Origin of the sequence: Sphaerisporangium sp. NPDC051011, assembly GCF_040653595.1 — a bacterium.
GTDB lineage: Bacteria > Actinomycetota > Actinomycetes > Streptosporangiales > Streptosporangiaceae > Sphaerisporangium.
The window spans coordinates 20,665-35,887 of sequence record NZ_JBFAGG010000021.1; the positions used below are offsets into that span (position 1 = coordinate 20,665).

The 15,223-nt window shown below is 68.5% G+C and carries 17 protein-coding genes; 5 read left to right on the forward strand and 12 right to left on the reverse strand.

Annotated elements, in window-relative coordinates; translation table 11 throughout:
* Positions 1-9 precede the first annotated feature (9 nt).
* A complete protein-coding gene (locus AB0H21_RS35320; protein WP_358525622.1) occupies positions 10-156 on the reverse strand; it encodes a hypothetical protein in 147 nt (48 codons plus the stop codon).
* 107 nt (positions 157-263) lie between these two features.
* Between AB0H21_RS35320 and AB0H21_RS35325 the strand changes: the two genes are divergently transcribed.
* A complete protein-coding gene (locus AB0H21_RS35325; RefSeq protein ID WP_358525623.1) occupies positions 264-1,409 on the forward strand; it encodes an acyl-CoA dehydrogenase family protein in 1,146 nt (381 codons plus the stop codon).
* A gap of 143 nt (positions 1,410-1,552) precedes the next feature.
* Here the strand turns inward: AB0H21_RS35325 and AB0H21_RS35330 are convergent, their stop codons facing one another.
* From AB0H21_RS35330 to AB0H21_RS35350, 5 genes are all read right to left on the reverse strand, one after another.
* Positions 1,553-2,158, reverse strand: coding sequence for a hypothetical protein (locus AB0H21_RS35330; protein WP_358525625.1), 606 nt, complete (start codon positions 2,156-2,158; stop codon positions 1,553-1,555).
* Positions 2,155-3,411, reverse strand: a complete 1,257-nt coding sequence (locus AB0H21_RS35335) for a hypothetical protein (RefSeq protein ID WP_358525626.1) — start codon at positions 3,409-3,411, stop codon at positions 2,155-2,157. The genes AB0H21_RS35330 and AB0H21_RS35335 overlap by 4 nt, the downstream gene beginning before the upstream one ends.
* Positions 3,411-4,136, reverse strand: a complete 726-nt coding sequence (locus tag AB0H21_RS35340) for an ATP-binding cassette domain-containing protein (protein WP_358525628.1) — start codon at positions 4,134-4,136, stop codon at positions 3,411-3,413. The genes AB0H21_RS35335 and AB0H21_RS35340 overlap by 1 nt, the downstream gene beginning before the upstream one ends.
* Complete coding sequence (locus AB0H21_RS35345; RefSeq protein WP_358525629.1) at positions 4,111-4,332, reverse strand: hypothetical protein; 222 nt, start codon at positions 4,330-4,332, stop codon at positions 4,111-4,113. The genes AB0H21_RS35340 and AB0H21_RS35345 overlap by 26 nt, the downstream gene beginning before the upstream one ends.
* A gap of 81 nt (positions 4,333-4,413) precedes the next feature.
* Positions 4,414-4,578 carry a hypothetical protein gene (locus tag AB0H21_RS35350; RefSeq protein ID WP_181871120.1) on the reverse strand — a complete coding sequence of 55 codons (165 nt, stop codon included), beginning with the start codon at positions 4,576-4,578 and terminating at the stop codon, positions 4,414-4,416.
* 493 nt (positions 4,579-5,071) lie between these two features.
* Between AB0H21_RS35350 and AB0H21_RS35355 the strand changes: the two genes are divergently transcribed.
* The gene (locus AB0H21_RS35355; protein ID WP_358525631.1) at positions 5,072-5,677 is read left to right on the forward strand and encodes a hypothetical protein; all 606 of its coding nucleotides are present in this window, start codon (positions 5,072-5,074) and stop codon (positions 5,675-5,677) included.
* A gap of 78 nt (positions 5,678-5,755) precedes the next feature.
* On the opposite strand, the gene AB0H21_RS35360 is transcribed toward AB0H21_RS35355, so the two are convergent.
* Positions 5,756-5,914, reverse strand: a complete 159-nt coding sequence (locus AB0H21_RS35360) for a hypothetical protein (RefSeq protein ID WP_358525633.1) — start codon at positions 5,912-5,914, stop codon at positions 5,756-5,758.
* A 353-nt stretch (positions 5,915-6,267) separates the two neighbouring features.
* On the opposite strand from AB0H21_RS35360, the gene AB0H21_RS35365 reads away from it, so the two are divergent.
* The gene (locus AB0H21_RS35365; RefSeq protein ID WP_358525635.1) at positions 6,268-6,432 is read left to right on the forward strand and encodes a hypothetical protein; all 165 of its coding nucleotides are present in this window, start codon (positions 6,268-6,270) and stop codon (positions 6,430-6,432) included.
* Positions 6,433-6,598: 166 nt separating this feature from the next.
* Here AB0H21_RS35365 and AB0H21_RS35370 read toward each other — a convergent pair whose 3' ends face one another.
* The 4 genes from AB0H21_RS35370 to pdxH all read right to left on the reverse strand — a co-directional run bounded on the left by AB0H21_RS35370 (position 6,599) and on the right by pdxH (position 11,908).
* A complete protein-coding gene (locus tag AB0H21_RS35370; RefSeq protein WP_358525636.1) occupies positions 6,599-8,821 on the reverse strand; it encodes a SpoIIE family protein phosphatase in 2,223 nt (740 codons plus the stop codon).
* Positions 8,822-8,989: 168 nt separating this feature from the next.
* Positions 8,990-9,694: a metal-dependent transcriptional regulator gene (locus tag AB0H21_RS35375; protein ID WP_358525638.1), complete on the reverse strand. Its 705-nt coding sequence runs from the start codon at positions 9,692-9,694 to the stop codon at positions 8,990-8,992.
* Positions 9,695-9,894: 200 nt separating this feature from the next.
* Complete coding sequence (locus AB0H21_RS35380) at positions 9,895-11,184, reverse strand: MFS transporter (protein ID WP_358525640.1); 1,290 nt, start codon at positions 11,182-11,184, stop codon at positions 9,895-9,897.
* A 70-nt stretch (positions 11,185-11,254) separates the two neighbouring features.
* Positions 11,255-11,908 (reverse strand): pyridoxamine 5'-phosphate oxidase, encoded by a 654-nt coding sequence (gene pdxH, locus AB0H21_RS35385; protein ID WP_358525641.1) that lies wholly within the window; start codon positions 11,906-11,908, stop codon positions 11,255-11,257.
* 168 nt (positions 11,909-12,076) lie between these two features.
* Between pdxH and AB0H21_RS35390 the strand changes: the two genes are divergently transcribed.
* Positions 12,077-13,183 (forward strand): citrate synthase 2, encoded by a 1,107-nt coding sequence (locus tag AB0H21_RS35390; protein ID WP_358525643.1) that lies wholly within the window; start codon positions 12,077-12,079, stop codon positions 13,181-13,183.
* Between the two features lie 369 nt (positions 13,184-13,552).
* A complete protein-coding gene (serC, locus tag AB0H21_RS35395) occupies positions 13,553-14,665 on the forward strand; it encodes a phosphoserine transaminase (protein ID WP_358525644.1) in 1,113 nt (370 codons plus the stop codon).
* A gap of 37 nt (positions 14,666-14,702) precedes the next feature.
* On the opposite strand, the gene AB0H21_RS35400 is transcribed toward serC, so the two are convergent.
* Positions 14,703-15,113 (reverse strand): BlaI/MecI/CopY family transcriptional regulator, encoded by a 411-nt coding sequence (locus AB0H21_RS35400; RefSeq protein ID WP_358525645.1) that lies wholly within the window; start codon positions 15,111-15,113, stop codon positions 14,703-14,705.
* Positions 15,114-15,223: the final 110 nt, after the last annotated feature.

Here is a 15,223-nt window from a genome sequence, read left to right on the forward strand (position 1 = left end):
CCGGGGCGCTCACCCGAGGCTTCCCCGGGCGGCGGAACGCTGCGCGGCACGCCTGCGCCTCAGCATCAAGTCGCCGCCGAGACCACCCAGGCCGCCGCGGGTGCCGTACCCCATCAGCAGCGCCGCGGTGGAGAAGTCCCATCTGGGGCGTCTCACCCGTGTGCGCGCCGCTTTCGGCGTCACCCGCACACCTGAGGAGGGCGGTGATGTCCGCATCGTGAACAGAATTGTATTCTAGTGGGTGACCCCCTAGGAGGATGTGAATGCAGAGAGACCTCTTCGAGGAGGAGCATCTGCTCTTCCGTGACACCGTGCGCGAGTTCATGACGCGCGAGGTCGCACCCCACCACGAGCAGTGGGAGAAGGACGGCATCGTCCCGCGCGAGGTCTGGAAGAAAGCCGGAGAGCTCGGCATGTTCGGCTTCTCGGTGCCCGAGGAGTACGGCGGATCCGGCATCAGCGACTTCCGGTTCAACGCCATCATCGTCGAAGAGATCATCAGGTTCGGTGCGACGGGCCTCGGGTTCGGGCTGCACAACGACATCATGGCGCCCTACCTGGTCGACATGACCAACGACGAGCAGAAGCAGCGCTGGCTGCCGGGCTTCGTGTCCGGTGAGCTGATCACGGCCATCGGCATGACAGAGCCGGGGGCGGGCAGCGACCTGCAGAGCCTCCGGACGACGGCCCTCCGCGACGGCGACCACTACGTCGTGAACGGGCAGAAGACGTTCATCACCAACGGCATCAACGCCGACCTGGTCGTGGTCGTCGCCAAGACCGACCCGAACGAGGGGGCGCGCGGCACGACGCTGCTCGTGGTCGAGCGTGGCATGGACGGGTTCATCCGGGGCCGCAACCTGGAGAAGATCGGCATGCACGCCCAGGACACGGCCGAGCTGTTCTTCGAGAACGTCCGCGTCCCGGTGGCCAACCGGCTGGGCGAGGAGGAAGGTCACGGCTTCTTCCAGCTCATGGCCAACCTTCCGCAGGAGCGGCTGTCCATCGCCGTGGCGGCCGTGGCGGCGGCCGAGTCGGTGCTTGAGACGACGATCGAGTACTGCAAGACGCGCCAGGCGTTCGGCCGGAACATCGGCAAGTTCCAGAACACGCGGTTCGTCGTCGCCGAGATGTCGACCGAGGTGGAGATCGCGCGGCACTACGTGGACAAGTGCATCCGCGCGCTGAACGCCAAGGAACTGACGGTCGTGGACGCCGCCAAGGCGAAGTGGTGGACGACCGAACTGCAGAACAAGGTGATCGACCGCTGCCTGCAACTGCACGGCGGCTACGGCTACATGACCGAGTACCCGGTCGCGAAGGCCTGGATGGACGCGCGCGTCCAGACGATCTACGGCGGCACCACTGAGATCATGAAGGAGATCATCGGCCGCTCTTTCGGCTTCTGACCACCGGCACACACGGCTCGCACGCCCGCCGAGTGCAGCAGGCGTGCGCGCCGTCCCTCCCGAGCGCCTGCCTCCGGCCACAGGGGATTCCGCTTACGACCCCCGACGGGTCGGCGTCCTCCCAGGGATACGGACCTGGACGGTCATGAAACGTCCCTCGGCCGTCGTACCGGTCGCGCCCGGGAGAGGGTGACCAGGAGTCCCACGAGGAAGACCGCGACAGCAACCAGCGCGGCGGGAACGTGTTCCGACTCGAACAGAGGCCACGCCCAGGGCCAGGGATGACCACCCGGCCGACGCCCGGCGGTCATGGTGCCGAACGCGAAGACGACCGGAAACAGGATCGCGGCGTGCCTTCCCACCAACTTCTGTCCCAGCATGGCCAAACCCATGTACCCGACGAGGTTCCTCGCGGCGGCGAAAGCATGCGCCTGCAACCCCGAGACCCCCAGCAACGCGCCTATGACGAGCACGGACAGGGCCGCGACCGAAATCGCGATGGCGTTGTACCACTGCACCGGGCGAACGGCGGTGATCTCCAGTTCCCCCGGCACGTTGGTCATGAACGAGACGAGGCCGGCCACGCCGAGCAGAGGAAGGAGCACTCCTACGGGGACGTACGACTTGCCGCCCCCAAGAATGTTGAGCGCGGGGATCTGCATCCCTGACAGTACGGCCACGAGGGCGACGGTCAACACCAGCACCCCCGTCACGGCTTTCGTTCTACGCGCTTTGAGGAAGATGCTCACTTCACGTCCACCGGCTTGACGTCACACACGTCGAGGATCTTCATGTTCTCTCTGAACCACCGCAACTGCGCGGAAGCCGGTCGTCGCATCACCTCTCGTGCCTTGGCGGCGATCTCAGGGCCCACTCTCTCCTCGATGAACTGAACCGACTCCCCGCCCGTAAGGCCGAGCCAGGAGACCAGCACCATGATCATGTCGCCGGTGAACCACTGTCCCCCCTTCGCCTGGCACTCCGGGACATCTTGAGGGACAAGACCAATGGCTATGGCCCAGGCCACCTCGTCCGGTTCCGGTGGATAGGAGAAGGTCCACTCCTGTCTCGTGGGTTGTCCCTCCGTCAGCGTCTCGGGGCGAGGCAAACCGGCTGCGGCCAGTCGATCGACCGCAGGGCCGACCGCCTTCGCCAGCCGGTCCGCGCCGGCGACGTGCTCCGGCCACAAGCAGATCCTCGGGACGGCCCCGCTCGTCCCGGCCGGTTCGCAGACCAGATCCGCTCGCGGGCGCGGAACGGCGACCTCCCAGCTCAGCCCGCGCACGACCGAGACTCCGCCCACGACGAGAGCGACCGAGACGAGTCCGGCCGTCAGGCGTTTCGCGTTCACGTTGCGCCGGGCCAGCGACAGCCCAAGTCCGGTGACAATGACGGCGGTCGCGACCAGGGCGCCCGCGACCAGGGCGCGAACGTCCGGAACCTGGTCGAACCGACAGCACGCCACGTCGTAGTTCCCCGTGAGGTGGCGCAGCCAGAGCGGTTCCATGGAGATGGGATATGCCAGCCAGAGATAGGTGCCGATGAGAGAAATCGGTACCGCGTAGACAGGCATCAGCAGGCGACCGAGACCGAATCCCAGGAATATGAAGCCCGCGCAGACGAGAACGGCCACGCCGAGAAATCTCAGGTCAGGGGCGCCCGGAACACCGGCCATGGCCGGCAGGAGCGACAGCGACGCCGCGGTGAGCGCCAGAACCGCCCCGGCCAGGGGGACGGTGAGCGCGTCCAGAACAACCACGTACCAGGGGCGCGCGAAGGTCCATCTATCGACCCCGCCACGCCGAAGGCGACCGGCCTCCCATGCGGCCGTGGCCGCGTATATCGGTGCGATCACTGCCACCGCGGAGTTCGCCATGGCTGAAGCGCCCGGCCAGCACAGATCCATGGATCCGAGCTCTCGCCTGGCCTGCATCACGGCCACGATCACGGCGAGCGGTAAGACGTAGACCCCCGCCGAACGCAGCCGGCTACGCCAGGACATCACACATCTCCGCTCACGAGTCGCCGGTACGCGCTCACGGCATCGTCCGCGCGGAGAAATTCGTTCGTCGTTCCGTGGAATCTGACCTGGCCTCTGTCCAGCACGATGACGGATTCGTACAGTTCGTTGATGTCCTCGATCTGATGGGTCGAGATCACGACCTGCGTGTTCACGGAGATGCGCCTGACGAGTTCACGGAAAGTCTCTCTCTGTGTCGGATCCAGCCCCGCCGTCGGCTCGTCCATCAGCACGACCTGCGCCGCGTGGACGAGCGCCTGGGCGAGACCCATGCGCCGGAGCTGTCCTCCTGAGAGCTCGTGTGACCGTCGCCCGGCGAGAGGTGTGAGATCAACCGCCTCCAAGGCGTTCGCCGATTTTCTCCGAGCGTCCTCGCGAGTGAGTCCTTTCAGCCAGCCCATGTACGTGACCTGCTCCTGTACCGTCAAGCCCGGTATCGGATTGATCTGCTGCGGCATCCATGCCACAGCCTGCCGGAATGCCGCCCTGTCTCGCCTGACGGCCGGGTCGAGTCCGTTGTAGTTCACAGAACCGCGGCTCGGAGACAGCGCCGACGCCGAGATGCCGAGCAGCGTGGACTTCCCTGCTCCGTTCGGACCGAGTAGCAGTGTGATTCCAGCAGGAAACCGAAGGCTCAATCTGTCCAGAACGAGGTCGTTCCGCCGGTAACCGTATGAACAATCATGAAGGGCCAGTGACAAAATCATCCTCGAAATGATGGGGAACCGGTGCCACCCGAAATGGCTGCACCGGCTGCGGCAAGCGATTACGAACTCGCCGGGTTGAGCGCGGGACGCCGGCGGCGTGCAGGACGACGTTGGTGGCGACCTCCGACACCAGCAGGCAGGCCATGCCGGCGCGCTCGTCGGGGACGCTCCAGCTCGCGAAGGCCTCCAGGGCCATGCGCCGGGCCGCTCGCCCCTGGCTCGTGCGTCCTACCGCGACCAATGGGCCGCGCGAGCCGGTTCGCCCGCGACGGGAACGTCAGCGCTGGGTCTGGGTGTAGACGGCGAGCATGACGATCACGAAGGTGATCATGACTCCGGTGTAGGCCATCGGGCCGAAGCGCAGCATCTTGCGGACGCGGTTCAGGCCCCACGCGAACAGGAACGCCAGGAAGATCAGCAGGATCAGCCCGCCGTTGTCCACCGCTGCCTCCGGAACTCGCTCGCTTGAGTCCCGCCCCGCGCGGGACCGCCGTGGAGCCTGCCTACGGAGCCTCCGCTGACCAGTATGCGGCCGATCCGCGCCGGGCGCGTCGTTCTCGACGACACGCCTCCGGTTTTCCCACCCCCAATGCGGAGATGGGCGCGCTAGGCGGGGCATTCGGGTGCGTTTTCCGATCAGCGCACATCCGGTTAATTGACGCCACGACGGCGAACCACTGCGAGTGTCCGCAATTCGACGAAAACAGCCGAATGCAGCAGTCGATTTTCCAGCCCTCGGCGATTTTACCTTTCCAGGGAAAATCGCCGTACAATTCGCGGCCCTGCAGCGGGTATTTGTGACCACGGCGTCACAGTAGCGGGCGCCAAGAAGGTCTAATTCACGGGAACAGAGAAATGGGAGAAATCAAGTGATTTCTCGGGACAAAGCACGGGTCTCCCGCATACCCGTCTGGACCGTCACGGCGGCGACGCTGATGACCGGTGCGCTCTTCGCCGTGGTCTCTCCGGCGGCCGAAGCCGCCGTCGACGTGCGACACGTCGCCGGGTACACGATGGCGCCCGACGTTCTGACGACGCTGGTTCGTCACGAGAGCCACCGGTGCCCCGAGGCCGCCACGGTGTCCACGGACGACGATTGCAAGCCTCGGAAGAAGAATCACTGCAAGGGATGCGTCAGGCCGCAAGGACCACCCGGACCAGAAGGACCGCGCGGAACTCAGGGATCTCAAGGGCCTCAAGGACAGTCCGGTACGTCGATTTCCACCGCCTTCCAAGGCAACAACCAGTTCATCGGCTACGCACCGGGCGACGGCAGCACGCTCGTGCGTGACCCGCGGACCACCCCGCCGTGGCACAACCTGAGCTCTGTTTCGGGCTATCCAGGGAATGTGACCGGCGTCTCCCTGTCGGTGATGGGACGCACTCTGCGCGTGACCGTCGTGAACAAGTCAGGCTCCATCGCGCAGACGCAGTGCACCGTGAACCCTACTCCGGGAACGGGCCAGAATCCGGCCTGGCCGGGCAACTGCGCCCCGTTCACCAATTTCACCCTGCCGATGCGGACGATGGCGGCCCGCTAGCCGTAAGTTCGGAAATGGCGGAACGCTGTTCATCGCGCGCGACACGCGATGAGAGTCGAAAATGACACCCGCGGGCGATCAGGACCGCACACCCTGGTCGCCCGCGAAAAACCCTTCAGTGGCCACCCTCAGGCGGGAGAAGTGCGCCTCTGCGGGGTCCGTGCGCCGGATGACGTAGTTCCCGCCTTCGGCGCGCAGATCGAACTCGACCTTGTCACGAACGATGAACTCCCTCATGCGACAGCGCGAGCCTTGAAGGAAGTACGTTCGCCATTCGATCGGGGGCGGCGACGGCGAAGCCGCCGTCATGACGAAACCGCATCCGATCCACAGCGCACACGTTGATCACGATCGTGACGAGACCTTCGGGGATCGCGGGAGCGCTCGCGCGAGAACAGCGCCGATGCGGACGCGCTCGCCCGTGCGGTTGCCATCGGTGGGCCTCCGCAAAACCGTGGAGGCCATGCTTCGGATGCCCGCGCCGGATGGAGATCGGCCTCATACTGGTGAGCGGAGGCTCTGATCTCGGGCTCCCACGACGGGCCGGCGGGGACGCGGGCCTCAGCTAGCGAGCTCCGGAGGCGGTGGCGATGGACAACGGCGGACTGATCCTGCTGATCTTCCTGGCGTTCCTGTTCGCGTGGGGCCTGAACCGCGTCCGCAAGATGCTGCGCTTCGGCCCGATCGCCTACACCGGCGTCATGATCACCTTCGTGATCGTCATACTCGCCGTCTACACCCAGACCCAACGCTGACGAGCCGCGCCGCACCTGTTCGTAGAGCGGCAGCCTGGGCGCATCCCGCTTCACCGAGGACCCGCCGTATTACGGCGCCGGCTTCACCGACGTCCCTACTCGCCGCGTAGGGCGCCTTGGGGTGGGCGGTGAGTGGTCGGCCGCAGGCCTGCGTGTTCTGTGGTGGTCAGCGGCCTCTGGTGGGGATTTCGAACCAGACGGCCTTGCCTTCCTTCGTGGGGCGGGAGCCCCAGCGTCTGGCGAGCTGGTCCACCAGGTAGAGGCCGCGGCCGCCCTCGTCGTTCTCGCCGGCGCTGCGGATGCGGGGCAGGCGCAGGTCCTGGTCGAAGACCTCGACCCAGATCGACTCCTCACCCCGGCGCAGGCGGAGGGTGAACTCCTTCTCGTTGACGATGTCGGAGTCGAACCCGGGGACGTCCCACGACTCGTCGAAGGGCAGCGGCGGGCCGTCCAGGACGAGCTCTCTGCGCGGGACGCTGGCGCTGGCGGCGTGCAGGACGACGTTGGTGACGACCTCCGACACCAGCAGGCAGGCCATGTCGGCGCGCTCGTCGGGGACGCCCCAGCTCGCGAAGGCCTCCCGGGCCATGCGCCGAGCCTCCCCCACCATGATCGGCTGGGCGGGGAACGTGCGCTCCTCGTACTTGAGCTCCTTGCCGGCGGACCGGATGACGAGGATCGCCATGTCGTCGTCGATCTCGCCGGGCACCGCCCGCGTGGCGGCCTCGGCGATGCGCTCGACCGAGTCGGCCGAGGCGTCGGCAACCTTCTCGCACAGGACGCGCAGGGTCTGCTCGTCGGTGAGCGGGGCCTCGCCCTTGGGTGGGCGCCGGTCGACCAGGCCGTCGGTGTAGAGCAGGAGCGCGGCGCCGGGCGGCAGCGTGCGGCTTTCCTCCTTGTAGACCAGGTCGGCGTGCATGCCCTTGGCGCTGACGCCGAGCGGCTGGCCGACCTCGGAGATGTCCAGCTCGCGCACCATGCCGTCGACGATCAGCAGCGGCGGGGAGTGGCCGGCGTTGGCGAACGAGAGCTGCCGCGACCACGCGTCGTAGACGAGGTACTGGCAGGTGACGATGGGCGGGGTGCTGACGTCGGCGCCGTAGTCGTCGCGCTCGGGCGGGCCGATGATGCGCGTCCACTCGTCGAGCCGGGCGAGGATGTCGGCCGGGGACTTGTCGTCCTGGGCGAAGGCGCGCAGCGCGGCCCTGAGCTGGCCCATGACGGCGGCGGCCTTGGCCCCCCGGCCCTCGACGTCGCCGATGACGATGCCGACGCGGCCGGCGGACAGCGGGATCACGTCGTACCAGTCGCCGCCGACCTGGGTCTGGATGCCCTGGCCGTGCGAGGCGAGCGGGGCCGCCGGGTAGTAGCGGACGGCGATCTCCAGGCCGTCGAGCTGGGGCAGCTCGCGGGGCAGCAGGTACTTCTGGAAGGACTCGGCGGTGTGGCGCTCCTCTTCGAAGAGCAGCGCGTTGTCGACGGCGATGGCCACGCGGGTGGCGATGGCGCCGACGAAGTCTCGGTCGAACGCGTCGTAGTGGGGCGAGCGGCGGTCGGTGAGGTTGGACAGGCCGAGGTACATCAGGCCGAGCGTCTCTCCGCGCGCGCACAGCGGCGCGACGATGGCGGAGGTCATGCCGATCTCGCCGCAGAGCTTGGCGCTCTCTTCGCTGGGCGAAGGGTAGCTCATCTGCGCGAAGTCCTCGACGATGATCGTCTCTTGGCGGCGCATGGCGATCTCGGCGTAGTGGCCCGCCGGGTACCGGATCTCGGAGCCGACGGGCCGCCAGGTGCCGGGCGGAGGAGTCCAGCCCTTGACGTGCGTGGAGACCTTGCGGACGAGCCGGTCGCCCTCGGTGAGCTCGATGAAGCAGTGGTCGGCGAACTGGGGGACCAGCATCTCGGCGACCCGGTTGAGCGTCTCTTCGACGTACAGCGAGCTGGCGAGGCGCTCGCCGATGCGTTCCAGCAGGCCGAAGCGGTCTTTCTCGCGCTCGTTGCTGCGCATCGCCTCGCGGGCGGTGATGACGACGCCGGTGACGGAGCCGGAGGGGTGGCGGAGGGGGACGGCCTGGGCACGGACGTAGATGATCGTGCCGTCCGCGCGCAGTACGTCGAAGGTGCCCTCCCAGACGCCGCCCTTGAGGACGTGCTTGGCCAGTTCGACGGCCAGCGGGTGGTCCTTCTCCATGATCCCTAAGGACAGGACGGCCTGCTCGCCGTCCGGCGTGCGGTCAGGGCGGCCGAACAGGCGCTCCGCGAACGGGTTCCAGTAAAGGACGTTGCTGAAACGGTCGGTCACCACCACGGCCATCTCGGCGTTGCTGAGGACCGAGTCGGGTGTGAGGTGGTCGGCCGCGTCCTGCGAAAGGTCCCCCCATCGCTTCATCTTGCGGCCACCCCCTGAAGGGGGTAAATCCCGTAGAGGACCACATGCGCTCCTGGAGCAGCCTCGGCGGCCTGCCGTGGGCTTCCCAGCGGACCCGGGAAAGCCGGGTTGTCGGACATGGAAAGGGGGGACTTTCTACCGGGAGCCAACCAAGCAGGCCCTGGACGGTCAGCGCCTGGATACGAAGACGTGCGCGGCGACATCGCGCGGGAGGTCCGCGGGAGTGTTGTCCGCTTCATCGTCACCTGTCACCCGTACACCGTCGTCGCTCGCCGCGAGCGTCACCTCGCGTCCGGGTTGTATCCCAACTTGCTTGAGTTTAAGCATCACGACAGGATCACTTTGCACTTGTTCGCTGATCCGTCGCACTACTACCGGGATGTCCCCCGGCCCCGCGAGGTCGGCCATCGCCGACATCATCTCGGCGGCGGTGGCGCCCGGCTCCTCGACGCCCAGTTCGTCCAGGCCGGGGATGGGGTTGCCGTGCGGGCACACCACCGGGTTGTCGAGCAGGGTCACGAGGCGGGTCTCGACGGACTCCGACATGACATGCTCCCAGCGGCACGCCTCGATGTGGACCTCTTCCCACGGCAGGCCGATGACCTGTGTGAGGAGGCACTCGGCCAGGCGATGCTTGCGCATGACCCGGGTGGCGAGGGCACGGCCGAGATCCGTCATGGCGAGGTGGCGGTCGCCCTCGACCTTGACCAGCCCGTCGCGTTCCATGCGGGCCACCGTCTGGCTCACCGTCGGGCCACTTTGCTGCAACCGTTCGGCGATGCGGGCGCGAAGAGGGGTGATCCCCTCTTCCTCCAGCTCGTAGATCGTGCGGAGGTACATCTCGGTGGTGTCGATGAGGCCGTGTGCGGTCAAGGCTCCTCCCCTCCCAATATCGATGCTACGTCCCGCTTCCAGGGGTTACAGCCATGTGTGACGGGGCTGTGGGACCGGCTTTCGGAAGCAGAGATTCGGTGTCGGAACAGAGCTTACGCAGACCGACTGACAGAACGGTCCGAGATGGGGAACGTGATCGTTCCTCATTATCTCAAGCCCCTGGACAACCCATGTCACACCTACAACTGAGGAGACGACTGAGGAGGCCGCGCCTCGACCGGACGATCTTTCAGAGTGTCGTACTTCCAGAAGGCCGGGACGGCGAGGCCGGCGATCACGACGATCACGGCGCACAGCAGCCCGCCGCCCACCCAGGCCGGTCCGAGCCCGAACGCGCTCGCCGTCGAGCCCGCCCGCAGGTCCCCGAGGCGGGGCCCTCCGGCGACCACGACCATGAACACGCCCTGCATCCGCCCGCGCATCTCGTCCGGGGCGTACGTCTGCAGGATCGTCTGCCGCCACACCGACGAGATCATGTCGATGCCGCCGCCGACGGCGAGCAGGGCCACGACCAGCCACAACGGCCCCGCGAAGGCGGAGGCGGCCACCGTGAGGCCCCACAGCGCGATCGCCACCGTCAGCGCGACGCCCTGGCGGCGCACGCGGCCGACCCACCCGGACATCAGGCCCGCGGCGACCGCGCCGATGGCGAGGCTGGCCGAGAGCCACCCGAACGCGACGGGCGAGCCGCCGAAACGCTCGGCCGTGATCTCGGGGAACAGGGCCCTCGGCAGCGCGAAGGCCATGGCGATGATGTCGACGACGAAGGACATCATCACGACCGGCTGCCCGGCGATGTACCGCAGCCCGTCCACGACCGAGCGCAGCCCCGGCCGGGACACCGCGCCCAGGGGCTTCAGGCGCGGCAGCCGGACGGCCGCGTAGAAGCCCGCGCCGAACAGGACGGCGTCGATGAGGTACGCCGTCCCGTACCCGCCGCGGGCGAGGACGAGGCCGGCGAGCAGCGGGCCGAGCACCGAGCCGGCGCTGCTGACGAGGAAGTTGAGGGTGTTGGCGGCGGCGACGTTGTCGAGGGGCACGAGCCGGGGGATGATCGCGCCCCGGGTCGACGAGCTGACCGCGAATCCGGTGGACTGCAGCGCCACCGCGACCAGCATGAAGTAAACGTTTTCCGCGCCCGACAAGGCATGGAGCAGCAGAGCGAGGGTAGCTAGCCAGGCGACGACCGAACCGGTGAGCAGCAGCTTACGGCGGTCCACCGCGTCGGCGACGGCACCGCCCCACAGCCCGAACACCACGAGCGGGATGAGGTTGGCGGGGCCGAGCAGTCCAACCCACAGGGAGGACTGGGTGATGTCGTACACCTGGGCGCTGACCGCAACCGAGGTCAGCTGGAAGCCGACGAACGAGACGCCCTGCCCGATCAGCAGCCGCCGGTACGCGGGGACGCGCAGCGGCCTGGTGTCGACGGCGATCCGTTTGAGCCCAGACTGGACGACCCCCGCCATTCCCCACCCCGCCGACCCCGGAGACTCTAAACATCTCCGGGCACTTTACCCATGGGGTCCGATCAAGGACTCAGGGGGCGAGGCGTTCCACCATCCACGCCGTGCCGGTCCAGCGGTAGCGCAGCCGGTCGTGCATGCGGTCGACCTGCCCCTGCCAGAACTCGACCTCCGAGGGCACCACGCGGAAACCGCCCCAGAAGTCCGGCATGGGCGGGTCCTCCGGCCAGCGCTCGGCAAGCTCGGCGAAGCGCGCGTCCAGTTCCTCCCGCGAGCGCACGACCGCCGACTGGCGCGAGGCCCAGGCTCCGATGCGCGAGCCGTACGGCCGGGAGTGGTAGTAGGCGGCGGAGTCCTCGCGAGAAAGACGTGTGACTTTTCCCTCAACGCGAACCTGGCGGCGCAGCGGATGCCAGGGGAACAGCAGGCAGGCACGGGGGTTCTCGGCGAGGTCTCGGCCCTTGCGCGACTCGTAGTTGGTGTAGAAGACGAAACCCCGCTGGTCGTACCCCTTGAGCAGGACCGTGCGGGCGGTGGGCAGGCCCCCGGCGGAGGCTGTGGCCAGCACCATGGCGTTGGGCTCGGGAAGTCCGGCCTCGACGGCGTCGGCGAACCACGACGCGAACTGCGTGACCGGATCGGCGGCGAGGTCCTCCTCTTTCAGAGGACGACCCTCGTATGTACGGCGAAGCCCGGCGAAGGACGGCGGGCTCGAAGCGGCATCCACGACCGGTATTCTTCCGCGTCCGGCGGCGCGGCCGAGGCGGCACCCCCTACCAGGGGGATCGCGTTTCGCGGGGCCCCGCGGCGGCTCACCACCACCGAAGGGGGTTGAATATGACCGCCGGTATCTCGACATCAAGGCTTTGACTTCAAGAAAGGGAGGCGGCCGAGAATGTCCGACTTCAAACCCGGGCTGGAAGGCGTCGTAGCGTTCGAGACCGAGATCGCGGAACCGGACAAGGAAGGGGGCGCTCTTCGCTACCGGGGCGTCGACATCGAAGAGCTGGTCGGGCGCGTGTCCTACGGGCACGTGTGGGGCCTGCTGGTCGACAACAAGTTCAAGCCGGGCCTCCCCCCGGCCGAGCCGTACCCCATCCCCGTCCACTCCGGTGACATCCGCGTCGACGTCCAGAGCGCGCTCGCCATGCTGGCGCCCGCGTACGGCTTCCGCCAGCTCCTCGACATCGACGAGGACCAGGCCCGCGACGATCTCGCGCGCGCCTCGGTCACCGCGCTGTCGTTCGTCGCCCAGTCCGCGCGCGGGCTCGGCCTGCCGATGGTGCCGCAGTCGCGCGTCGACGAGGCGTCCACGATCGTCGAGCGCTTCATGGTCCGCTGGCGCGGCGAGCCCGACCCCAGGCACGTCAAGGCCATCGACGCCTACTGGACCTCCGCCGCCGAGCACGGCATGAACGCCTCCACGTTCACCGCCCGCGTCATCGCCTCCACCGGCGCCGACGTCGCCGCGGCACTGTCGGGCGCGGTGGGCGCGATGTCCGGTCCGCTGCACGGCGGGGCCCCGGCCCGCGTGCTGCACATGATCGAGGAGGTCGAGCGCATCGGCAACGCCGAGACCTACGTCAAGCGCGCGCTCGACGACGGCGAACGCCTGATGGGCTTCGGCCACCGCGTCTACCGCGCCGAGGACCCGCGCGCCCGCGTGCTGCGCCGCACCGCGCAGGAGCTCAACGCGCCGCGGTACGAGGTCGCCGTCGCGCTGGAGAAGGCCGCGCTGGCCGAGCTGCACGCCCGCAAGCCCGACCGCGTGCTCGCCACCAACGTGGAGTTCTGGGCCGCGATCATGCTGGACTTCGCCGAGGTCCCCCCGCACATGTTCACCTCGATGTTCACCTGCGCGCGGACGGCCGGCTGGGCGGCGCACATCCTGGAGCAGAAGCGCACGGGCAGGCTCGTCCGTCCAAGCGCCCGTTACGTCGGCCCTCCCCAGCGGTCGATCAACGACGTCCCCGGAGCGGACGAGGTCGTCGGCAAGGGCTGACTCCCCAGGACTCCCCTAGGACTCCCGCAAGGAGACCCGCCCCCGCGGCTCGCGGAGCGACAGCGCCCCCTGCGCCTCCCCGTGTCTCCGCGTCCCTCAGGCGCCCCGTGGCGCACTCCGGCGTCTCCCCCGCTTCGGCCGGCCCTCGCCGGAGCCGGGCACAGAACCCCGTACAGGGCCCGCAGCCCCCAGTTGCGGGCCTTTCGCGTGTCCGGGCACCCCTTGACTCGCGATCGACCCGCCGACGCCGCCAGGGCCGCGCGGGGGGCGCCCGGCTCGCGTACCTGGACATCTGACCGATGTTCGCGCGTATCTCGCGATCCGGACCCACGACGTGACCCACTGGTGGAGCTCACTACCCTTGGTGGGGTGGCTGACATCGAGATTCCCGCTGACCTCAAACCCGCGGACGGCCGTTTCGGCTGCGGGCCTTCGAAAGTACGCCCCGAGCAGCTCGCCGCCCTGGCCTCCGCCGGCGCGAGCGTGATGGGCACGTCCCACCGCCAGAAGCCGGTGAAGAACCTGGTACGCCGGGTGCGCGAGGGCCTGACCGACCTGTTCTCGCTCCCGGAGGGGTACGAGGTCGTGCTCGGCAACGGCGGCACCACCGCGTTCTGGGACATCGCGGCGTTCGGGCTGATCAGGCAGAAGTCCCAGCACCTCCACTTCGGTGAGTTCTCGTCGAAGTTCGCGTCCGTGGCGGCCAAGGCGCCGTGGCTCGGCGAGCCGACCGTGATCAAGTCCGAGGTCGGCAGCCACCCGCTCCCCTCCGCCGAGGAGGGCGTGGACGTCTACGCGCTCACCCACAACGAGACCTCGACCGGCGTCGCCATGCCGATCAAGCGGGTCGGCGGCGACGACGCGCTGGTGCTGGTGGACGCGACGTCCGGGGCGGGCGGCCTGCCCGTCGAGGCGAGCGAGTTCGACGTCTACTACTTCGCCCCGCAGAAGAGCTTCGCCTCCGACGGCGGCCTGTGGATCGGCCTGTTCTCGCCCCGCGCGCTGGCCCGGGTGGATGAGATCGCCGCGAGCGGGCGGTTCGTCCCCGAGTTCTTCAGCCTGCCGACGGCCATCGACAACTCGGTGAAGGACCAGACGTACAACACCCCGGCCGTGGCCACGCTGTTCCTGCTGGCCGACCAGCTCGACTGGATGAACGGCAACGGCGGCCTGGCCTGGACGACCGCGCGCACCGCCGAGTCGGCCTCCCGGCTCTACACCTGGGCCGAGAAGACCGCCTACACCACGCCGTTCGTGGCCGACCCGGCGCAGCGCTCCAACGTCGTCGGCACGATCGACTTCTCCGACGAGGTCGACGCCGCCGAGGTCGCCAAGGTCCTGCGCGCCAACGGCATCGTCGACACCGAGCCCTACCGCAAGCTCGGGCGCAACCAGCTGCGCATCGCGATGTTCCCGGCCATCGACCCCGACGACGTCGAGGCGCTGACGGCCTGCGTCGACCACGTGGTCGAGCGCCTCTAGCGCCCGCCCGAGGGCCCCTCGGCTCGTCCGGGGGCCCTCAGCCGGACGGCGGCGGCACCCAGCCGGGGCCGGCGACGTGGCTGTGCCCGCCCGTGCGGCGGGCCAGCTCCTCCAGCAGGCGCAGCGCGTCGTCCAGGTCGACGCTGCGCGCGAAGCAGGACAGCACGGGGGCCCGGTCGTGGCTCTCGGCCAGCGCCTCCAGCATCACCGCCGTGACGTGCTCGTCCCGCGAGCGGCTCGCGGAGTACCGGAAGGCCTTGCGCTCGGCCGTGCGCCGCACCAGGCCCTTCCTGGCCAGCCGCTCGGCGACGGTCTGCACCGTGGTGTAGGCAAGCGGCTTCTCGGCGTCCGCGTTGAGTGCCGCCAGCACCTCGCGGACGAGCAGGGGATGAGGGGAATCCCAGAGCACCTCCATGAGGGCGCGCTCTAAAGACCCCAGATTGTTCACGCGGGCACTCTCTCCAATCGTCCGCGTCCAGGCGAGCCTGGTGCCGGAACCTCTCTGCCACTCTTCTTGGCCACTCTCGCGGCGCTGACGGCGGGTGCGTCGTCGGCCGT

Coding starts and splice junctions, on each gene's coding strand:
- AB0H21_RS35325 (WP_358525623.1), top strand. CDS start 264: ATGCAGAGAGACCTCTTCGAGGAGGAGCATCTGCTCTTCCGTGACACC.
- AB0H21_RS35335 (WP_358525626.1), bottom strand. CDS start 3,411: ATGTCCTGGCGTAGCCGGCTGCGTTCGGCGGGGGTCTACGTCTTACCG.
- AB0H21_RS35340 (WP_358525628.1), bottom strand. CDS start 4,136: ATGATTTTGTCACTGGCCCTTCATGATTGTTCATACGGTTACCGGCGG.
- AB0H21_RS35345 (WP_358525629.1), bottom strand. CDS start 4,332: ATGGCCCTGGAGGCCTTCGCGAGCTGGAGCGTCCCCGACGAGCGCGCC.
- AB0H21_RS35355 (WP_358525631.1), top strand. CDS start 5,072: ATGACCGGTGCGCTCTTCGCCGTGGTCTCTCCGGCGGCCGAAGCCGCC.
- AB0H21_RS35360 (WP_358525633.1), bottom strand. CDS start 5,914: ATGAGGGAGTTCATCGTTCGTGACAAGGTCGAGTTCGATCTGCGCGCC.
- AB0H21_RS35365 (WP_358525635.1), top strand. CDS start 6,268: ATGGACAACGGCGGACTGATCCTGCTGATCTTCCTGGCGTTCCTGTTC.
- AB0H21_RS35370 (WP_358525636.1), bottom strand. CDS start 8,821: ATGAAGCGATGGGGGGACCTTTCGCAGGACGCGGCCGACCACCTCACA.
- AB0H21_RS35380 (WP_358525640.1), bottom strand. CDS start 11,184: ATGGCGGGGGTCGTCCAGTCTGGGCTCAAACGGATCGCCGTCGACACC.
- AB0H21_RS35390 (WP_358525643.1), top strand. CDS start 12,077: ATGTCCGACTTCAAACCCGGGCTGGAAGGCGTCGTAGCGTTCGAGACC.